This is a genomic window from Bradyrhizobium genomosp. I (2014) (assembly GCF_000261685.1).
Classification (GTDB): Bacteria; Pseudomonadota; Alphaproteobacteria; order Rhizobiales; family Xanthobacteraceae; genus Bradyrhizobium.
Genome location: NZ_AJQE01000028.1, coordinates 20,715 through 38,465, shown reverse-complemented (window position 1 = coordinate 38,465; position 17,751 = coordinate 20,715). Strand labels below are relative to the sequence as shown.

Here is a 17,751-nt window from a genome sequence, read left to right as displayed (position 1 = left end):
CAAACACTCGCAATCATCACAGCTGATGACATTTGCGCCCGAAGCACGCGGGTCTCAAACAAAAAGTGGCATGAAGTTGGCGCTCGCATGTCCGAATGATCTGCGAGCATTGAAAGTATCGTCGGTTGTCATGCATCGAGTGCGAGTCCGCGATCGCAGAGATTGAACATGCGCGAGACCTGATACACACTGCTGCGGTGCAATAGCTATGGAATGCTGATGTGACGGAGTTGGTTCATCGTGAGAAGACGCATGTCCTGCCGCTCGACAGCATCCGGGGGATTGCCGCGACTTCGGTGGTGATTCACCATCTCCTGCTGATGCCGACTTTTCTTGCGGCGTTCCCGCACAATGCATGGATCAACTGCTCGTTCTTCAGAAGCGCTTGGCTGCTGGTCGATTTGTTCTTCGTTCTCAGCGGGATGGTCATGTCGCTCAGCTACGTCGAGAGCGACTTCGGGCGCTTCTCGCTGCGCGAGTTCATGGTTCGGCGGCTGGCGCGGGTCTATCCGCTGCACATCGTCATGCTGATGGCGAATCTGTTGTTTCGCCTTCTGCGCATCAGCCTGGTCATGGCGGGCGTCGTCGTCGCCGCGCCGGCGGCGTTCGAGGTGAACAACGCCTATTCCTTCTTTCTCAACGTCCTGCTGCTGCATTCGATGGGGTTCATCGACTATCTCAGCTGGAATGGGCCGAGCTGGAGCATCAGCGTCGAGTTCTACACCTATCTGGTGTTCGGCCTGATCGTGCTCTTTGCCCAGCGCATGCGCTCGTTGCTGTGGTTCTACGTGCTCTGCGGGGCGCTCGCGGTCGGAAGTCTGGTCGTCATCATCTTCGTGCTCGGCAAGAGGAGCCTCGAGCTGCAAACCGAGTTTGGCATTCTGCGCTGCTTCGTGAGCTTCTTTCTGGGCGTGCTCGCGGTCAGGATCGTCGACCGGCTGCCGTTCAAGCCGGGTCGGGCGGTCGAAGGTGTGCTGCAATTCGTCGCCATGATCGCCAGTATCGCCCTGGTGTCCTTGGCAGAGACCAATCCTGCGTCAACCATCCTTGCGCCCGTGACCTTTGCGATCTTCCTCGGTAGTCTGCTGGCCTTTCCCAATGCGCTGCCGTTACCCCGTATTCTGGCCGCCAAGCCGCTCGTTTGGCTCGGGCGCCGTTCGTACTCCATCTATATGGTTCATGCGCTGGTAGTTCTGTTTGCCGAGTACGCCGTGAGGGCGCTCGGAGCAGGGCCGATCGCGGCATTGGATCGGATCTGGGCGGGATTGCCCTCTACGCTAAACCTCATTGTTTCATTGGCTGCGGTGCTGGCAGTCGCCAACCTGACTTACCTCTACGTCGAAATTCCAGGAGGCAGGCTGCTGCGAAATCTGCTTGGAGGCCGGTCAGGATTCGGTTCCTCTCATGCGCCGTCGGCGCAACTGACGAATTGAGGCAGACGTGACGTCTCTTACGTTGCAGCGCTCCCGGATGACGGTGGTCAGCCTCAACATCGAGGCGATCGCGCTCGCGGCTTACTTGGTTCGGGACGCTTTCGGTGGTGTGATGCGCTATTACACCAGCATCTTGCATCTTGATGCGCTCTGGTTCGTGCCCGATGGCATTGCACTTCTGTGTCTGGTGCAGTTCGTCATCCATTGCATCTTGCGCAATCGCAGCATCATGGCCGCCGTCGTCCTGGTGCAGATCATGCTGTCGCTGGTGCTCGGCTACTTCATGCTGGGAACGGTCAACGCCGCGATGTCGTCGTTCAAGATGATGCTGCCGGTCTTCGTCGGTTTCTGCTTCTGTGATTCGAGTTTGGGCGGGTACCGGAAGCTACTGTCGGTCATCTCCACGACCTTCTATCTCTCGCTGGTCGGCGTTTTTCTAACGAAGTTCTACCTCATGCCTTGGGTGGGCTACAAATATGAGTCCTTCGGCGCAGTTCGCGAAGCTGGCCGTCTCTGGTGGGCCTATGGCGGCGACGATCAACGTTTGACAGGTTTCGCCGCCGAGAGCACGATGGCGGCCTTCTTCATCTTGATCTCGTTCGCGATCACGTCCATTCGCATGAGCACGACGTGGTGCGTCCTGTTCGGTTCCATCGCGATCTATGCCATCAAGCTGACCACGAGCAAGACGACCATGATCGTCCTCGTGCTGTATTTGCTCCTGCTGGTACTCGTTCGGATGCTGCCGGAGAAGTCGCGTTTTCCCGCCATCCGGACCATTGCGCTTTGGTCGTTTGCCGCGATCTTTGTGCCCTTCTTCATGATTGTGGTCGCGTCCGGCACCGCTGCCGTGCCGCATTCGACGCTGTTCAGCATCGTCGATCGCATCAACAACAGCTGGCAGCTGCCGTTCGTCTACATGAACCAGCTGATGCCGATAGGTCTCATCACCGGCTGCGGCGCGGGCTGCTTCAACTATCCGCAGAAGCTGTTCTCGCCGCTGGCACATTTCTGGGTGCCGGTCGACAATTTCTACATCGGGACCTACCTGATGTTCGGTCTTCCGTTCGTGGCCTTCATGGTGATGGTGTTCCGGGCGACGTTCGGAGCGACCGACGTCTACAAGCTGACGCTGATCTTCGTCGTCAACCTGTTCACCATCACGGTGTTGAACTACGGCCCGGCGTCCGGCCTGCTGATCATCGCGTTGAGCTTCAGCGAGGTGTTCTCTCGCCGTGCGACCTCCGCACGGACGGGGGAGACCGTGCCAATTGTCATGCGGCCGCCGATGCCGTCATTGGAAGGATTCCGCCCGGATCTACCGGCGGCGAGCGGAAGCAGGTGAGAACGAATGATGCATAAACGGCTCGCTTTCATCGATACGCTCCGCGGCATTGCCGTGTTGTCCGTCCTGGTCCAGCATGTGCTCGAGATCATCGTGGAGAAGCACCCGACGGGCGCCTTCTACTGGCCGATCCACGATGTGTTCGGCTACTACATGAACTTCGGCCGGTTCGGCGTCGTGCTGTTCTTCTTCGTCAGCGGCTTCGTCATTCCGTTCAGCTTTCCGGACAGCGCCACACCGGGGCGGGACTTTGCGATCAGTCGCTTCTTCCGGCTCTACCCGGCCTACTGGACCTCGCTCGTGGTCGGGCTGGTGACGATGCAGCTGCTGGAGTCGAGGGTCTATCCGCTGGGGCAGGTCGCCGCCAACGTGACGATGTTGCAGACCTTCGTGAACGTCCCGAACCTGTGGGTGTTCTACTGGACGCTGGCGATCGAGCTGCTGTTCTACGTCGGGTGCACCATCCTCTTTGCGCTGGGATTGCTGAACCAGCGCTTCACGGCGGTGACGATCGTCGTTGCCGCCGCGCTGGTCGGGACCACCGCTGCGCTGCTGGTGGAGAACAGGACCGTCTCCTCGGTGATGGAGGTCGGGCTGAACCTGTCGGCCATGTTCCTGGGCAAGATCATCCGCGACACCGTCATCGGCGGAAAGCTGCGATGGACCCATGTGCTCGGCTGCACGTTCCTCTATACGATCTTCGCCATCGCCCTGTCGGACCGGCGGTTCGGAGGCGTGTATCACGAGAATTTCTTCTACAGCTATTCGATAGGATCGGCCTATGTCTGCGCGGCGCTGGTCTTCATCGGCTTTGCCGTGTTCGGCGAGAGAATGGCGTGGCGCCCGATGGCGTTCGTTGGCGTCATCAGCTACTCGGTCTATCTGATGTCGCCGTTCGCGATCGTCTTGGTCCATCGCCTCGTCTGGTTCGGCGATGGGCCGCTCGGATGGTCGATCTTCCTGGCTGTGATCCTGGCTCTGTCGCTTCTCGTCAGCTGGATGACGTTTACGTTCGTCGAGAAGCCCAGCATTGCCTTTGGGCACCGTTTCCGCTCGGCGCGGCGCAAGAAGGTGGTTCTCGAGCCTGCGCTCAGTACGCAAGGCGCCGCAGAGTGACCGGGGTTCCGCACCACCCGGGGGGCGCCTACGACGGCTCGTTCGTTCCGTCGGTGCAGGGGCTTCGCGGCATTGCGGCGCTCAGCGTGCTGATGGATCATTTCTACGACATGCCGAAGGGCGGCATGTACGACATCCCGGATCCCGGCTTCCTGCCGCCACTCTGGCCCTGGCTGCAATCGGTGATCAATGTCGGCGGGCATGGCGTCGAGCTGTTCTTCATGATCAGCGGCTTCCTGATCCCGGCCAGCCTGGTGCGGCATGGGTCGCTGCCGCGGTTCTTTTTCGATCGCGTCCTGCGCATCATGCCGGTGTTCGTCGTCCTGCATCTTGCGCTGTTCGCGATCGGTCCGATCGTGGCCTACAAGTTCTTTCGTGGGATCGATCTGACGAGCTATCTCACAATCTTCGCAGCCAATCTGTTCTTCGTGCAGGATGCGCTCGGCTTGCCCATTGCCCAGCAGAATGCCTGGACACTGACCTATGAATGGGCGTTCTACATCTGGTTCGCAGCGACGTTTTCGATGCTGCGCGTTGGTGGCAAGATGCTGGCCGCGCCGCTTATCCTGCTGGGCGTCGCCTGCCTGCTGCATTGGCCGATCACAGCCTTCTTCTGCATCGGCATGCTGTTCAGCGCCACCGGCTTTCGCATCTCGATTCCCGGGCGTCTCGGCTTGATCGCAGGCCTTGCTTGCGGAGCAGCCATGTATGCGAGTCTGGTGTTGTTTCACCCGTTCGTGGGGCTCGTTCCCGGCTTCCTGCTGTTCGGCATGGTGCTTGCTCCGGGGTCCGGCCTCGGCAAGGCTCTGAGCGCGCCGGCCCTGCAATATGTCGGCAAGATCAGCTACAGCCTCTATCTCGTGCATCCCTTCGTGCTCTTCCCCTTGCAGGTGATCGGCCTGAAGCTGGTCGCCGTCGGTGTCGACCGATGGCTGCTGTGGGCCGCCTTCATCGGGCTCGGGCTGGTGATGTCATTGGTTGCGAGCGCGATCAGCTATGAGCTGATCGAGGTGAGGCTGCGGCGCCTGTTGGACGGCGCGATCCGCGGCATGGTCTTTCGACCGCTGAAGATCGGGCAATCGGTCTGAGAGACCATCTGCCCGTCGTATCAGCTCACGGTACGGCCGGCGAGCTTGCGATAGGAGCCCAGCAATCCCTCGGCGATGCGATCCCAGTTCAAGATGCCGGTCGCGGTTTGCCGCGCGCCGTCGGTCAGCGTCGCGGCAAGCGGCTTCGAGCTCAGCACGCGTTCGAGTGCATCGGCCAATGCAGTGGCATCGCCGGGAGGAACCAGGAGGCCGTTCACGCCGTCCGTCACCACGTCGGGAATGCCGCCGGTGGCGCTGGCGACGACGGGACGAGAATTGCCGTAAGCGGATGCGAGCACGCCGCTCTGTGTTGCATCCTTATAAGGCAAGGCGACCACGGCGGCGGATTGAAACAGCTGCCCGGTATCCGCGGGCGAAATGTAGGCGTTGATGGTCGTGACCGTCGGCATCGCCTCCATGCGCGCTCCGAGCCGCGTCATCTCGGGGCCGCGCCCGGCAACGATCGCCTCGTGCGCGACACCGCGCCGGGCCAACATGTCGATCGCGTCGATGAAGACGTCCAGGCCCTTGTAAGCCCACATCCGTCCAAAGAAAAGGATGCGTGCGGCTTCGGGCGCAGTCATCGCGCCACCGGCCGGTGGAACCATGAGCACGCCGTGCATGCTGGAGACCGTCTCGCCCCTGAAGTCGGGCGAGGCACGGCGAAAATCGGCAATGCAGCTCTCTCCGTGCGTCGTGACGATCGACGCGGCTGCGCGCATGCGTCCGCGCCAACCATCTTCGCGTGGTGAAGTACCGGAGCCGCCTTCCGAATGCGGAATCGCATCATGAACGGTCAACACCAAGGGAATGCCGAGTGGACGAAGGAGTTGGATCAGCCTGGACGTGTAGATCTCCGGAACTTCGTGACAATGAATCACGTCGGGGCGAAACGAAATTATGTCCAGGAAGGAGGCTGGGATGCCGATCGCGCCGCCGCGGCGCAGGCTCAGGTCGCGAACTCTCGTCTCGAATGGAGCCGTCACGGCAATATCGGCCAGTTCCCATTGCTGGTTGGCATCTTTGCGGTTGAGCACCAGCCGGACGTCGCAATGGCGAGCCAATCCCGATGCGAGACGGTAGGAATATTCCGCAAAATGCGGTGCGTAGATCGCCACACGCAGGCGTCTGGAGTTACTGAACGAACGCGGGGCGGACGAATTCATCAAGGCATCCATTTTGCATCACATCGCAGAGACTGAGGAAGTGTAGTCCACGATTTGAACTCACTTCCACTCTAAATCGATCGTGATGGCGATCATCTGATTGCCATCACTCCGTCGTATTGTCGCGAGCAATCGGTCGCCGTTGTGAGCGGAGACAGATGATCGCGTGTCGTCATCGTTCACCGCGCGGTCTCGTTTGAGATTGTGGTTGGATCTGTCGGAATTGGGTCGAATTGTTGATGAACGTCGTTCGGGGCAAGCAACATCAGGTCGTAGTGGCGCTGTTTTGGTCGCTCGCACAGAATTGGGGCGGCCGTGCGTTGTCGTTCGTGCTGTTCCTGGTGCTGGCGCGGCTGCTCGATCCCGCGGATTTCGGTCTTGCGGCGCTGGTCGCCTTCATCCTCTTGCTTTTGAGCTCGATCGCGGAATTCGGCTTCGGCGATGCGTTGATCCAGCGGCGGACGCTCGAACCCGCCGATGTGACGCTGCCCTTTTTCTGCTCGTTTGCAGCTTCGGCGGTCCTGGCTGCCCTGATCGCTCTGCTCGCGACGCATATCGAGCATTGGCTCGACGTCAAGGGGCTCGCGCCGCTGTTGACGGCCGCCTCTCTCTCTCTTCCGATCGGCACTGCCACCCTGTTCCAGGAGGCACTCTACAAGCGCCAGATGGATTTTCGCGTGCTCGCGGTCAGGACCATGGTGGCAACGGCCGTCTCCGGCGTCGTGGGGATAGCCTGCGCCTATTCCGGCTTTGGCGCCCTCAGCCTCGTGATCCAGGTGGTCGTTCAGAGCGCGATCAGCGGCCTGTGGCTCTGGAGCCAGCCGCGATGGCTGCCGATGCGTGGGTACGATCTGACGAGCTTTCGCGAGCTCTCAAGCTACAGCATCCACGTCATGCTGAACCGGTTGCTGGACTTCGCCATCGTCCGCACGATCGACATGATCATCCTGTCGCTCTACGGCGTCGCCGCTCTCGGCATCTACACGGTGGGTGCGCGGGTCTATATCATCCTGATGCAGCTGCTCACACAGGCGGTCATGGACGTTGCGCTGAGCGCATTGTCCAAAATCGCGCACGAGCGAGACCGGATCGCTGGCGCCTATCTGCGCAGTGTCAGTCTCGGCGCGCTGATCGGCTCGCCGGTCTTCGTGCTTCTTGCCGCGATCGCGCCGGAATTCTCCCTGCTGCTGTTCGGCGCGAAGTGGAGCGGCAGCGACGCGGTGATGAGGCCGCTGATGCTGATCGGCGCTGTCCAGACGGTGCAATTCGTCAACAGCGCCTATTTCGGCGCGCTCGGCAAGCCGAACTACGTCTTTTCGCTGAATATCCTCAAATTCTGTGCGGTCGTGCCCGCAATGTTCCTGCTTCCGTCGCGCGACATCGGCCAGTTGGCGACCATCTTCGCGTTCGCGCAGCTCGTGGTGACGCCCGTGACGTTTGCGCTGGCGCTCCGACTGCTGGGCTTGAGCTGGGGGCAGTTTCTGCGCCCCATCGCGGGTTGCCTTTGCGCCATCGTCCTGGCCTACGGCGCGGTTGTCCTGTGCCGGGAGGCGACGCCGGGCATGAACCCCTACTTGCGGATTGGGCTGCTGTCGTCCTGCTTTGGAGCGACTTATCTGACGAGCATCCTGCTGTTCTGGCGGAAGCAGCTCTTCTCGCTGATTGATTTCGTCGTGAAGCGCGGTGCGGCCGCCTGATGAAGACGAGGAGGACGACGTGAAGCAATTGATCCCCGTACCCGTGCGCAGGCAGCTTCGGGGTTGGCTCAACAGCGCCAAGAATACGCCCTTTGCGCTCGATCTGCTGGAGTTGCGCAGGTGGCAGATCGCGCGGAAGGATGTCGGCGTCAACGCCGCACCGCGCAACGATCCGCGCCGGCTCGTGGTGCTTCCCTCCGATCCCTGGAGCGTTCATCAGTCGCGTGGCGATGAGGCCATGATCGAAGCGGCTGCCGGAGAGATGAAGCGGGCCTATCCGAATCTCGAGATCCATATCGTCACCGCCACCGCAGCGGCCAGCGCGGACGTGCGCGCCATGGGCTTCAAGCCGCTCGAATTCTGGAGGCAGCCGTTTTCCTATGAGACGGTGGCACAGGAGCTGTCTCTGACCAGACCGGATTTCGGGCTGGTTCTGGGCGCCGACGTGCTCGACGGCTACTATTCTCCGGTGGATGCCGCGCGCATGCTGCTCGTTGCCGACCTGATGGCGGCGTTCGGCGCCAAGGTCAGCGTGCTGGGCTTCAGTTTCAACTCCCGCCCGGCGAAGGCACTGCGCGAGGTGTTCCGGCTGCTGGGTCCGGGTGTGGCCTTGAACCTGCGCGATTCGATATCCCTTCAGCGCTTCGACGATTTCGCCCGGAAACGCGCACGTCTCGTCGCCGATGCCGCCTTCATGCTGACGCCGCGAGCGGACACCGCCGCCGTGAAGGAAATCGCGGCCGCGGTCGCGCGACAGCGCGGGCAGGGGCGCAAGGTCTTCGTCTTCAACATGCACCCGATGCTGTTCAAGAAGCCGGAGCCGACCAAGCTGCGGAAAATGATCGAGCTTGCGGCGGCCGCCATGGCGCGGCTGTCCCGCGAGCACAATGCAAGCTGGCTGTTGCTCGCGCATGACTACCGGCCCGAGATCGCCGACGACAATTGCCTTCGGCCGCTGGCCGACCGCCTCGAGCCCGCGCTCGGCGAGCACGTGCACCATGTCAAGCAGATGCTGTCGGCGGGCGAAATCAAGGCCGTTGTTGGTCTGGTCGACGGCGTGATCACCGGCCGCATGCATCTGGCGATTGCGGCGCTCGGGCAGGGAACGCCGGTCGCGGCGATTACCTACCAGGACAAGTTCCAGGGCCTGTTCGCGCACTTCGGCATCAGCGAGTCGCTATTGCTTTCGCCGGCCCAGTTCCTCGTCGGGGACAGCTTCGAGAAGTTTGTGCTGCACTTCCTCGGTGCGCACGAATCCGCCGGCGAGCAGGTACGCCAAGCGCTACCGGCCGTCATGGAGCTGTCGCGTGCCAACATCGCACCGCTGCTGGACGATGGCGCGATGCGGATGGCGGAGGCTGACGGCAAGGTCGCCTGAACGCCTTCCTCGTGATCGGCAGGGCGTCAGTTGACCGCCCGCTCGGTGTTGTCAAAGCGCATGGATGTTTCGGCTGCGACCGTCTGAGCCCTGCGCGAGGACGTGACGCCTGTGTCAGCCCAGCGGTTGATGAGGCGCCGCGCGGGATTTTCGAAATAGGCGTAGGTGCGGTCCGCGAGGATGGTGAGGACCGCACAGCACGCCAGGGCGAACAGGCCAAATTGATCCGGGCCCAGTCCGAGCCAGGTCCACAACGGCTTGAACACCGCAATGAGGACGGCATCGTGCAGCATGTAGATCGCGTATGAGGTGTTGCCGAGTCGTCCAAGCAGGCGCGCGCCCGGAAACGCCTTGAAGGCGCTTTCGCCGACCGCGGTGAGCAGGATGGCGCAGGAGAACAGCAGAATGGCCAGATCCGGCTTGGCGAAGACGTTGAGGACGAGCACGGAAAGGCCGAACATGCCGATGCCGGCGAACACCACGCTCTTGTGCCGGTAGGGACGGGACATCCGGAACAGAATGGCGAGCAGGATGCCGTTCAGGAAGCTCGGCAGCGCGCGGAGCATGCCGTAGTCGAAATTGGCGCCGTACATCTGCGACCGTTCCTGCCAGATCGGCAAATGGCCGTGGGCAAGGACCAGATAGAGCGCCGCCACGATGGCGCCGAGCACGACTGGCTGGACCTTGCGTGCGAGCAGCATCAGCAGCGGAAAGATCAGATAGCAGAAGAATTCCGCGCTGATCGACCACGACGGCGAGTTGAAGCTGAGATGATCGGCGACGCCCCAGGCCTGGAGCAGCAGGAGGTTATACAGGAAGTCCAGCGAGGTTGATCGCGCGGTGCGCTCGAGGCCGACGCCGATCAGCACCACGAAGACGAGCAAGCTCAGCAGGTGCAGCGGATAGATCCGCGCGATACGGCGGATCATGAACCGGGAATAGGCGCGAACGCCGCGCGCGTCGGCCGGATAGGAGTAGGAGATCACGAAGCCGGACAGGATGAAGAACATGTCCACGAACAGGCCAAAGGATCCGTTCCAGACCGGCGAAATGCCGGGGCCGATCAGCTTCAGGTGGAAGATGAAGACCCCGAGCGCGGCGACGAAGCGGTAGAAGTCGAGAACGACAAAACGTCTTGCTTCACTGGCTTCCATCGGGCCTCGGAGTCCTTGCGCGGTTCTTCTCCGTTCTAGAGTCGAATTGTGACGCAAGTTCGCAATCGCGCCGGCCGATGCGGTGCAATCGCGCCTGTCCGCCGGAATTCATGGCACCCATTCAATTGCTGATGGCAGTCAGCTGCCTGCTCATCGATGAGGCAGGCGCCCAACAAACGTACGAGGGCCGGGACCCTGCATGGTCCCGGTCCCTGGCGATGTTGGCGCGCGTCTGCGCAGCAGTTCGCCGCGTTCAGACGAACAGGAAGTCGTGGCTCGTCAGGCTGCTGACATAGACGTTCTTCAGCAGGATCGTGTCGTTGGCCGAGAACGTGATGAGCGCGTTCGTGCCGGACTGTGTGATCTGGAGGTGACTGTAGTCCGCGGCGAGCAGCTTCGAGATCTGGACCACGTCGTGAGTCGTGCCGTCGCCGGCCTGGAAGTTGAGAATCTGGTCGTGGCCATGATCGAAGGCGATGGTGGTCGAGTTTGGCGCGGCCGAGAACACGTCGTTGCCGGCCCCCCCGTGGATCGTCACGCCGGCAGCGACGGCCGTGACGTTGTGGGTGCCGTCGGTCTTGGTCTGGTCGATGAACTGCAGTGCATTGGCGGTGTTGTAGTTCTCGTGCTGCGTGGTGCCGGTCTGTCCGTTGAAGTTGAACAGGAAGACGTCCTTCGAGCCGTCGGCGTTGTTGGCAATCTCCTGGGTCTTGTTGCCGACGCTGTCGTAGATGTCGGTCAGCTTGCTGCCGTCGTCGTGGACGACCTGGGTATAGTCCAACGTGCCGTCGGCATGGGTCCGGGTGAGCTCGACCAGCTTGCCCGAGGCATCGAGGTGCTGATGCTGGGTGGTGTAGGACTGCCCGGTGACGTTGTAATTCCAGTTGTCCGACGTGCCGTCGGCGTTCTTGATGTAGGCGGCGGTCTTCACGCCGCCGGTATAGACGGTCGTGGAATTATAACCATCGCTCTTGGTCGTGACCTCGCTGGTGATGACGCCGTTGGCATCGTACCAATCCGAGGTCTTGGTGCCGTCGGCGCTCTGCACCAGCGTGAAGGCCAGGCTGTCGTCGGCGTGGGTGCGTACAATGTGGGTGAGGAAGCCGGTCGAATCGTAGGTGTCGTGCTCGTTGGCGTAGGTCTGGCCCACGACGTTGAACTGGAAGACGTCCTTCGACCCGTCGGCGTGGTAGTCGGTTTCCGTCTTCTTGACGCCGGCCGGGTCGTAGTTGGTGACGACGCTGCTGCCGTCGCTGTTGACGACCTGGGTGTAGTCGAGCGAGTTGTCGGCATGCCAGCGGATCACCTCGGTCGTGTGGCCGGATGGATCGAGGTGCTGGTACTGCGTGGCATAGCTCTGGCCGGTGATGTTGTAGCTGTAATTGTCGTGACTCATGTCCGCGTTGGTGATGTAGGCCGCGGTCTTCACGCCATTGGCGTACACTGTGGTCGAGCTGTAACCGCTCGGCTTCTGGACGACCTCGCTGGTGAGCACGCCGCTCGCGTCGTACCAATTCGTCGTCTTGGTCCCATCGCTGCTCTGCACCAGCTTGAACGCCATGCTGCCGTCGGCGTGCTTGCGGATCAGCGTGGTGAGGAAGCCCGTCGCATCGTAGATGTCGTGCTCGGTCGTGTAGTTCTGGCCGGTGATGTCGAACAGGAAGACGTCCTTGCTGCCGTCGGCGTGATAGTCCGTCTCCTTGGTCCGCGTTCCGGCAGCATCATAGTTGGTGACGACGCTGCTGCCGTCGGCGTTGATGACCTGCGTATAGTCGAGCGTGCCGTCGGCATGCTTGCGGGTGACGGCCGTGACCTTGCCTGACGGATCGACGTGCTGGATCAGCGTGGTGTAGCTCTGGCCGGTGATGCCATAGGCATAATTGTCCTGGCTGCCGTCGGCATTCTTCACATAGGCGTTGGTTTTGACGCCGTTGCTGTAGAGCGTGGTCGAGGTGGTGCCGTCCGCCTTCTGCACCACCTCGCTGGTGAGGCTGCCGGCGGCATTGTACCAATCCGTCGTCTTGGTTCCGTCAGGCGTCTGAACCAGCTTGAAGGCGAGGCTGCCGTCGCTGTGCAGGCGCGTCAGGCTGGTGAGGAAGCCGGTGGTGTCGTAGACGTCGTGCTCGGTCGCGTAGGTCTGGCCCGCGATGTTGTAGGTCCAGACGTCCTTGCCGTGATCGGCATGATAGGTGGTCTCGACCAGCTTGACGCCGGTGGCGCTATAGGTGGTGATGACGCTGCTGCCGTCGCTGTTGTAGACCTGCGTCGAATCCAGCGAGCCGTCGGCATGGCTGCGGGTCACCGACGTGACCTTCCCGGAGGCATCGAGGTGCTGAACCTGAGTGGTGAAGCTCTTGCCCGTGATGCCGTACGTATAGTTGGCCTGCGAGCCGTCGGCATTCTTGACGTAGGCGGCGGTCTTCACGCCGCTCGTGTAGAGCGTGGTGGAGTAATAGCCGTCGGACTTCTGGACGACTTCGCTCAGAAGGGTTCCAGCGGTGTTATAGGTGTCGGTGGTCCTGGTTGCGTCGGTGCCGACATGTACGAACTTCGTCTTCACACCGCCGGTATAACTGATCAGATCCTTGGAGCCGTCGGTGTGGGCGACGGTGGTCGAGGCCGGCTGCCCGCTCGAATTCACGCCGGTGTCCGACTTCGACAGAAGTGCCCCGCTGGCGTCGTAAGTTTTGGTGTTGATCCAGGTCGCGGCTGTGTTCGTCACCGAGAACGAATAGCCGCCCTGAATCTTGGAGAGGGCGCTGCCGTAATGAGCGATGACGTAATCCATCGTCGCCTTCGAGGCAACCGGCAGCACGTGGGAGTCCGTCAGCGTGATGCTCTGCAGCGCCGTCGACGTGCTGAGGTCGGACAGTTGCGGAACGATCTCGGCCGCCGTGCCGCTGATGCTGGTCCGGGTGTCCGGGGGCGTCGGGGTGGTCGCAGGTGCGTCGACCTCGATGATCAGCGGGTGATCGCTGACCGGAACGGTGATCGTGCTGACGTCGGTGTAGCTGGCCATCGCCGTGGTCCCCGTCAGCGTGTCGTACACCTTCACCGTATGACGGACGGCGCCGAGGTTCACCGTGACCGTCTGGGCCGCATTGGACACCTCGGTATCGGTGGCATCGTTCCAGAGCTTCGGCTCGGCCCAGACGACGAGCTCGTAGGCGCCATTGCTCTTGCCGAGCACCATGCTGTGGCCCGAGGCCGGCATGTTGCTCAGGGTATAGTTCAACGGATCAGTCGGCTGCAGGTCGCCCTTGCCGTCGTCGGCCAGGATGGTCGTCAGGTTGTGAATGGCCGTCGCGGCGAGCTTGGGCGTGCCGTCGGAGTTGAACAATCCGTAGTTCGCTTCCGGGTTGGTATTGGCGGCGGAGGAGTCGCGGTCGAACAACTCGTAGAGATAAGTCGCGCCGACACCGGCCTTGTAGGCATCAACCAGCGTGTTCAGGATCGATTTGGCCTGCACCGTCTCGTTGACGCCGAGATATTGGGTGTTGGCCTGCGTGGTGTAGCCGGTCTCCGTGATGACGACGGGCTTTCCCGGCGCCGCGGTGGAGACGGCGCTCAATGTGGCGGCAAGCGAGCTATTGGTGGTCAGACTGGTGCTGACATAGGCATGCGCATTGGCGAAGTCGACCGAGCCCGACATGTTGCCGAGCTGGCCGTAGCCCTGAGGATCGTTGTAGGCGAGCGACAGATTGAAGACGGGAATGCTGGACAGCGCTGCGTCCCCCTTGACGGCCTGATAGAGCACGCTCTGGAACTGGGCCGCGGCACTGAGGCTGGAGCTGCCATTATAGCTGAACGGCTGGTGATTGGCCTCGTTGAGACCCTCGATGGCGCTGATGCTGCCCGGATGACTCGCCAAGAACTTCTCGAGCGAGACGATGTACTTCTGAAGTCCGGTCGTACCCATCTGGGGCAGGGCGGACGAAGCGAGGAAGTCGAACTTGTAACCGGCGGCGGCGAGGCCTTCAATCACAGGTTGTGAAGCCGGGCTGGTTCCCATTGCGTCGCGGAGACGGGTGACGCCGAGATATTCCAGGTCGTCGGCCATCAGCGCGAGATTGTTGTAGCCGGTCCACCCGAAGCCGGCGTGCGTGTTGACGCCGATGGAGTTGATGAAGCCGCTGGCGGACAGGATGGTTTGGTCGGACATTGCACACTCGGGTTTTTCAGCGCGAGCAAAATTGCTCGCAGGATTTGCGTTCAAGCTTCTCTGTCGAGTGTGAATTTCAGATAAAAATCGAAGCTACAAATCGCGAGTGAAATGGAGTTCCTTGCGCAGGAACAGACCCTCTCGCGTTGCAGTCAGAATATTGATGCGATGCCGGTGCACGATGGCGTGAGGAAGGCGCTTTCAAGATTTTCCACGATCTGCGCTGCTGAATTGATGCGCAGGCTGTGTGGGTTGGATCATGCGACGGGTTGCGAAGGAACATGCGGCACGCTTGCAGAGTTCGATGTCGGGCTCCGCCGTCTCTCCGCAATTCAACGGGGGCCTCATCGTGCGGTTCGTGCTTCCTGCACGGGAAGTTTGCAGATGCCGCTTCTATGGGCGGTTAAGGTGTAGGATATGCCCGCGAGGGTTGTAGAGGTCCGACGATGGTGCACGCACACGCTGCGGTAGCCGAGACAGGAGGCTGGTTTCGTATTGGAACCTGAGGCTCAGGCTGCAGGGCGGCGGATCAGCTGCGGCGGGCCAGCATGAGAAAGTCCCCGCGCCATGCGATGATGGCCGTTGCGAACGCAGCGAACACGATCTTGCCGGCGAGCCATGCCGTGGGCTCCGTCGGCATCGAACCGAGCGATCCGATCAGGATCGCGGCCACCAGCGCCTGCATGACCAATGACCAGCGCGGGAATGCCTCAAACCGCAGCGTAGGACCGAGCGCGACCAGAATCGTTGCGAGGGTCGCGAGCGAGGCACAGCTCACCGCCCCCCGCGGCGACAGGCCGGCCGACACCGCGACCAGGGCGAGGGCCACGACGGTGGCGAGCTGGCCGGCCGCGACGACGACCAGTCTGGTGGCCAGCTTCTCGAGATGGGGGACAACCGCGATCGTCGCCTGCAAATGGGTATGCAGGAAATAGAAGGCGGCGATCGCCGGCGCCGTCTCCAGGAATCCACCCAGGCTCTCCGGCGGCACCAGTATCCGCGCAGCATCTGGAATGAAGCCGACCAGTCCGCCGAGCAGCACGAGGGTCGTGCAGATCATGAACTCGAACATGCGACGGGCAGACTGCACTGATTTTGTGCCGGTCCCGTGCTCGAAATCGTTCACCACTTCGGGATAGCTCACGGTGTGGATCGCCGCATTGAGGACCCAGAAGGGACGTTGCAGCAGGTCGAGCGCGATCGAAAATCCGGCGCCGGCCCCCGTCGCACCCAGCCGGCCGATGACGATGAAACGGAGCAGCACCGGCACCGACAAATGGATGACCGACGCGCCCGCGGCAAGCATGCCGTAGCGGGAGAAAGCCTTCCAGTCGGCAAGCATCGTCCGCAGCGAAGCGCGCTCCAGGGGGGTGCGGTAGGCGACCAGCCCGGCGAGGAGGCCCAGCGCGTGGCCGGCAGCAACGCCGAGCAGCGCCGCCTCGGCCGTTCCTGAAATCGCTGCTCCCGCGGCGGCCCCGGTCAGAAGAACGGTGGCACGAAGCGCCAGAAGAAAGGACGCGATGCCCAGCCGATCGGACAGACGGACCGACAGGAAATAGAGATCCGTCAGGCCCTGGAGCACGGAAATGCCGAGGCCCAGTGCGATGATCCCGGTCGGGAGCACGCTGGCCAGAGATGCGGAGCTGCCGACCACGATGAGCGCGCCGGCACTCGACAGGCCAGCGGCAAAGAGCGACCATCTCAGCCGCGCCGCCTCGTTCTCCCTCGCTGCCGCCAGAAAGCGCAGTCCGGCGAGCTGCAGCCATTCGAACATCAGGACGCAGAGCAATTGGCTCGAGGCCAGTGCCAGCGAGAAATTGGTGTAGTCGGCGGCAGGCAACAGATGACTGATCGCGAAGATCAGGATGATCGCCGCGGCGCTCTGATAGACGTAGCCCGCCATCGCGAAGAGGCGTGTCATCTCGGAATGAGGCGCCCCTTGCCGACAGCCCGTCCCAGCGGCGCCTCGGCCGTTGCTGCGTGCAAGCGCGACATCCGTTGCTCGCGCAATTGCTCATACAGGTTCTTGTATGAAGACAACACGTCGGCAAATACCCATTTGTTGGTATCCGCGATGAGGCGCCGGCTGATCTCGTCGATCTTGTTCGGATCCGCCGCGATTGCGAGCATGCTGTCGGCCAGGGATTGCGGATCGGCTTCGGTCAGCCAGCCCGTGACGCCGTGCTCGATGACCTCGGGCATGCCGCCAAAGGGCGTTCCGAGCAGCGGCCTGCCAGCTGCCTTGGCGTCTGCGACGACGAGTGGACCGGGGTCGTGCCAGATGGATGGCGCTACGACCACGTCGACTTGCCTGTAGAAATCGTCCGGTGACACGAAGCCCATGAACTCGATGCGCGCGTCCGGAGCGAGCGCCCTGAGGCGTCGTTGCTCCTGGTCGCTGACGCGACCGGCAATCAGCATCCGGATGCGATCATGGGGCAGCATGGCAAGTGCTCGCATCAGGTTGTCGATGCCCTTTTCCTCCGTGAGGCGACCGATGAACCCGAACGTCACTTCCTTGGTGCAGATTGGACGAGGATAGGGCTCACGTGGCGGCTCGGTCGAGGCGTTGCGGATCACGGTACGGATCGGCGTCTCGGTGAACATGCCCATGTCGGTATGAATGGACAGGACGCGCTCGCTCACGCCGACCACGGCACTGAGCCAATGCGTGGCGCGCTTGCGATGATAGCTCAGGATTCCGCAGCTCGTGCAGGTGTGCTCGCAGGAGCGTCCCTTGTCGAAGCGCGAGCAGCGCGGACAGGTCAGATAATAGTCGTGAAGCGTATGGAGCACCGGGACGCCGAGCTGGGCGGCAACGCGCCAGATCGCGGTGGTGAGACCGGACAAATTGTTCGAGTGCATTACGTCCGGCTTGAAGGCCCGGACTCGCTCCGCGATCAGGGGCGCCTGCATCTGCCAGTCGTCGACCGCGTGCCAGATGCTGCGCAGCGCGACGTTCTTCTGCTCGGTGAAAGGCAGATAGATGTTCTGTACCGGCGCGGAATAGATGTCGATGCCGTTGCAGGATTCGCGAGCCTGCTGGGGCGCAGATGCGGCCCGTATCACCTCGACCTCGTCTCCGCGCTGCGCCAGGCCTTCGGCGAAACGTCGCGCGAAGATCTCTGCACCGCCAACGATCTTTGGTGCCTGAGGTGTCGGATAAAGCGTGGACGTCAAAAGAACTTTCATCGCATAACCTCGCGTTTGCA

The 17,751-nt window shown here is 62.0% G+C and carries 11 protein-coding genes; 6 read left to right on the top strand and 5 right to left on the bottom strand.

Annotated elements, in window-relative coordinates; genetic code table 11:
- Positions 1 to 221: 221 nt before the first annotated feature.
- From IC50_RS02655 to IC50_RS02640, 4 genes are read left to right on the top strand one after another with little or no spacing between them, the layout of a single operon-like run.
- Positions 222 to 1,433 carry an acyltransferase family protein gene (locus IC50_RS02655; RefSeq protein WP_244429504.1) on the top strand — a complete coding sequence of 404 codons (1,212 nt, stop codon included), beginning with the start codon at positions 222 to 224 and terminating at the stop codon, positions 1,431 to 1,433.
- Positions 1,434 to 1,440: 7 nt separating this feature from the next.
- The gene (locus IC50_RS02650) at positions 1,441 to 2,778 is read left to right on the top strand and encodes a hypothetical protein (protein ID WP_035700065.1); all 1,338 of its coding nucleotides are present in this window, start codon (positions 1,441 to 1,443) and stop codon (positions 2,776 to 2,778) included.
- 6 nt (positions 2,779 to 2,784) lie between these two features.
- Positions 2,785 to 3,894 carry an acyltransferase family protein gene (locus IC50_RS02645; RefSeq protein ID WP_244429503.1) on the top strand — a complete coding sequence of 370 codons (1,110 nt, stop codon included), beginning with the start codon at positions 2,785 to 2,787 and terminating at the stop codon, positions 3,892 to 3,894.
- Entirely contained in the window at positions 3,891 to 4,982 is a 1,092-nt protein-coding gene (locus tag IC50_RS02640) for an acyltransferase family protein (protein WP_035700064.1), read from the top strand. Before IC50_RS02645 ends, IC50_RS02640 begins: the two co-directional genes overlap by 4 nt.
- Positions 4,983 to 5,002: 20 nt before the next feature.
- Here IC50_RS02640 and IC50_RS02635 read toward each other — a convergent pair whose 3' ends face one another.
- Entirely contained in the window at positions 5,003 to 6,148 is a 1,146-nt protein-coding gene (locus IC50_RS02635; protein WP_244429502.1) for a glycosyltransferase family 4 protein, read from the bottom strand.
- Positions 6,149 to 6,387: 239 nt separating this feature from the next.
- Between IC50_RS02635 and IC50_RS02630 the strand changes: the two genes are divergently transcribed.
- Together IC50_RS02630 and IC50_RS02625 are read left to right on the top strand one after the other, a co-directional pair.
- The gene (locus IC50_RS02630) at positions 6,388 to 7,845 is read left to right on the top strand and encodes a lipopolysaccharide biosynthesis protein (protein ID WP_035700061.1); all 1,458 of its coding nucleotides are present in this window, start codon (positions 6,388 to 6,390) and stop codon (positions 7,843 to 7,845) included.
- 19 nt (positions 7,846 to 7,864) lie between these two features.
- Complete coding sequence (locus tag IC50_RS02625; protein ID WP_244429501.1) at positions 7,865 to 9,223, top strand: polysaccharide pyruvyl transferase family protein; 1,359 nt, start codon at positions 7,865 to 7,867, stop codon at positions 9,221 to 9,223.
- Between the two features lie 26 nt (positions 9,224 to 9,249).
- On the opposite strand, the gene IC50_RS02620 is transcribed toward IC50_RS02625, so the two are convergent.
- From IC50_RS02620 to IC50_RS02605, 4 genes are all read right to left on the bottom strand, one after another.
- Entirely contained in the window at positions 9,250 to 10,377 is a 1,128-nt protein-coding gene (locus IC50_RS02620; RefSeq protein WP_035700057.1) for an acyltransferase family protein, read from the bottom strand.
- Positions 10,378 to 10,630: 253 nt separating this feature from the next.
- A complete protein-coding gene (locus tag IC50_RS02615) occupies positions 10,631 to 14,539 on the bottom strand; it encodes an RHS repeat protein (protein ID WP_035700055.1) in 3,909 nt (1,302 codons plus the stop codon).
- Positions 14,540 to 15,068: 529 nt separating this feature from the next.
- Entirely contained in the window at positions 15,069 to 16,460 is a 1,392-nt protein-coding gene (locus IC50_RS02610; RefSeq protein ID WP_035700053.1) for a hypothetical protein, read from the bottom strand.
- A complete protein-coding gene (locus tag IC50_RS02605; RefSeq protein WP_035700051.1) occupies positions 16,457 to 17,731 on the bottom strand; it encodes a glycosyltransferase family 4 protein in 1,275 nt (424 codons plus the stop codon). Before IC50_RS02605 ends, IC50_RS02610 begins: the two co-directional genes overlap by 4 nt.
- Positions 17,732 to 17,751 lie beyond the last annotated feature (20 nt).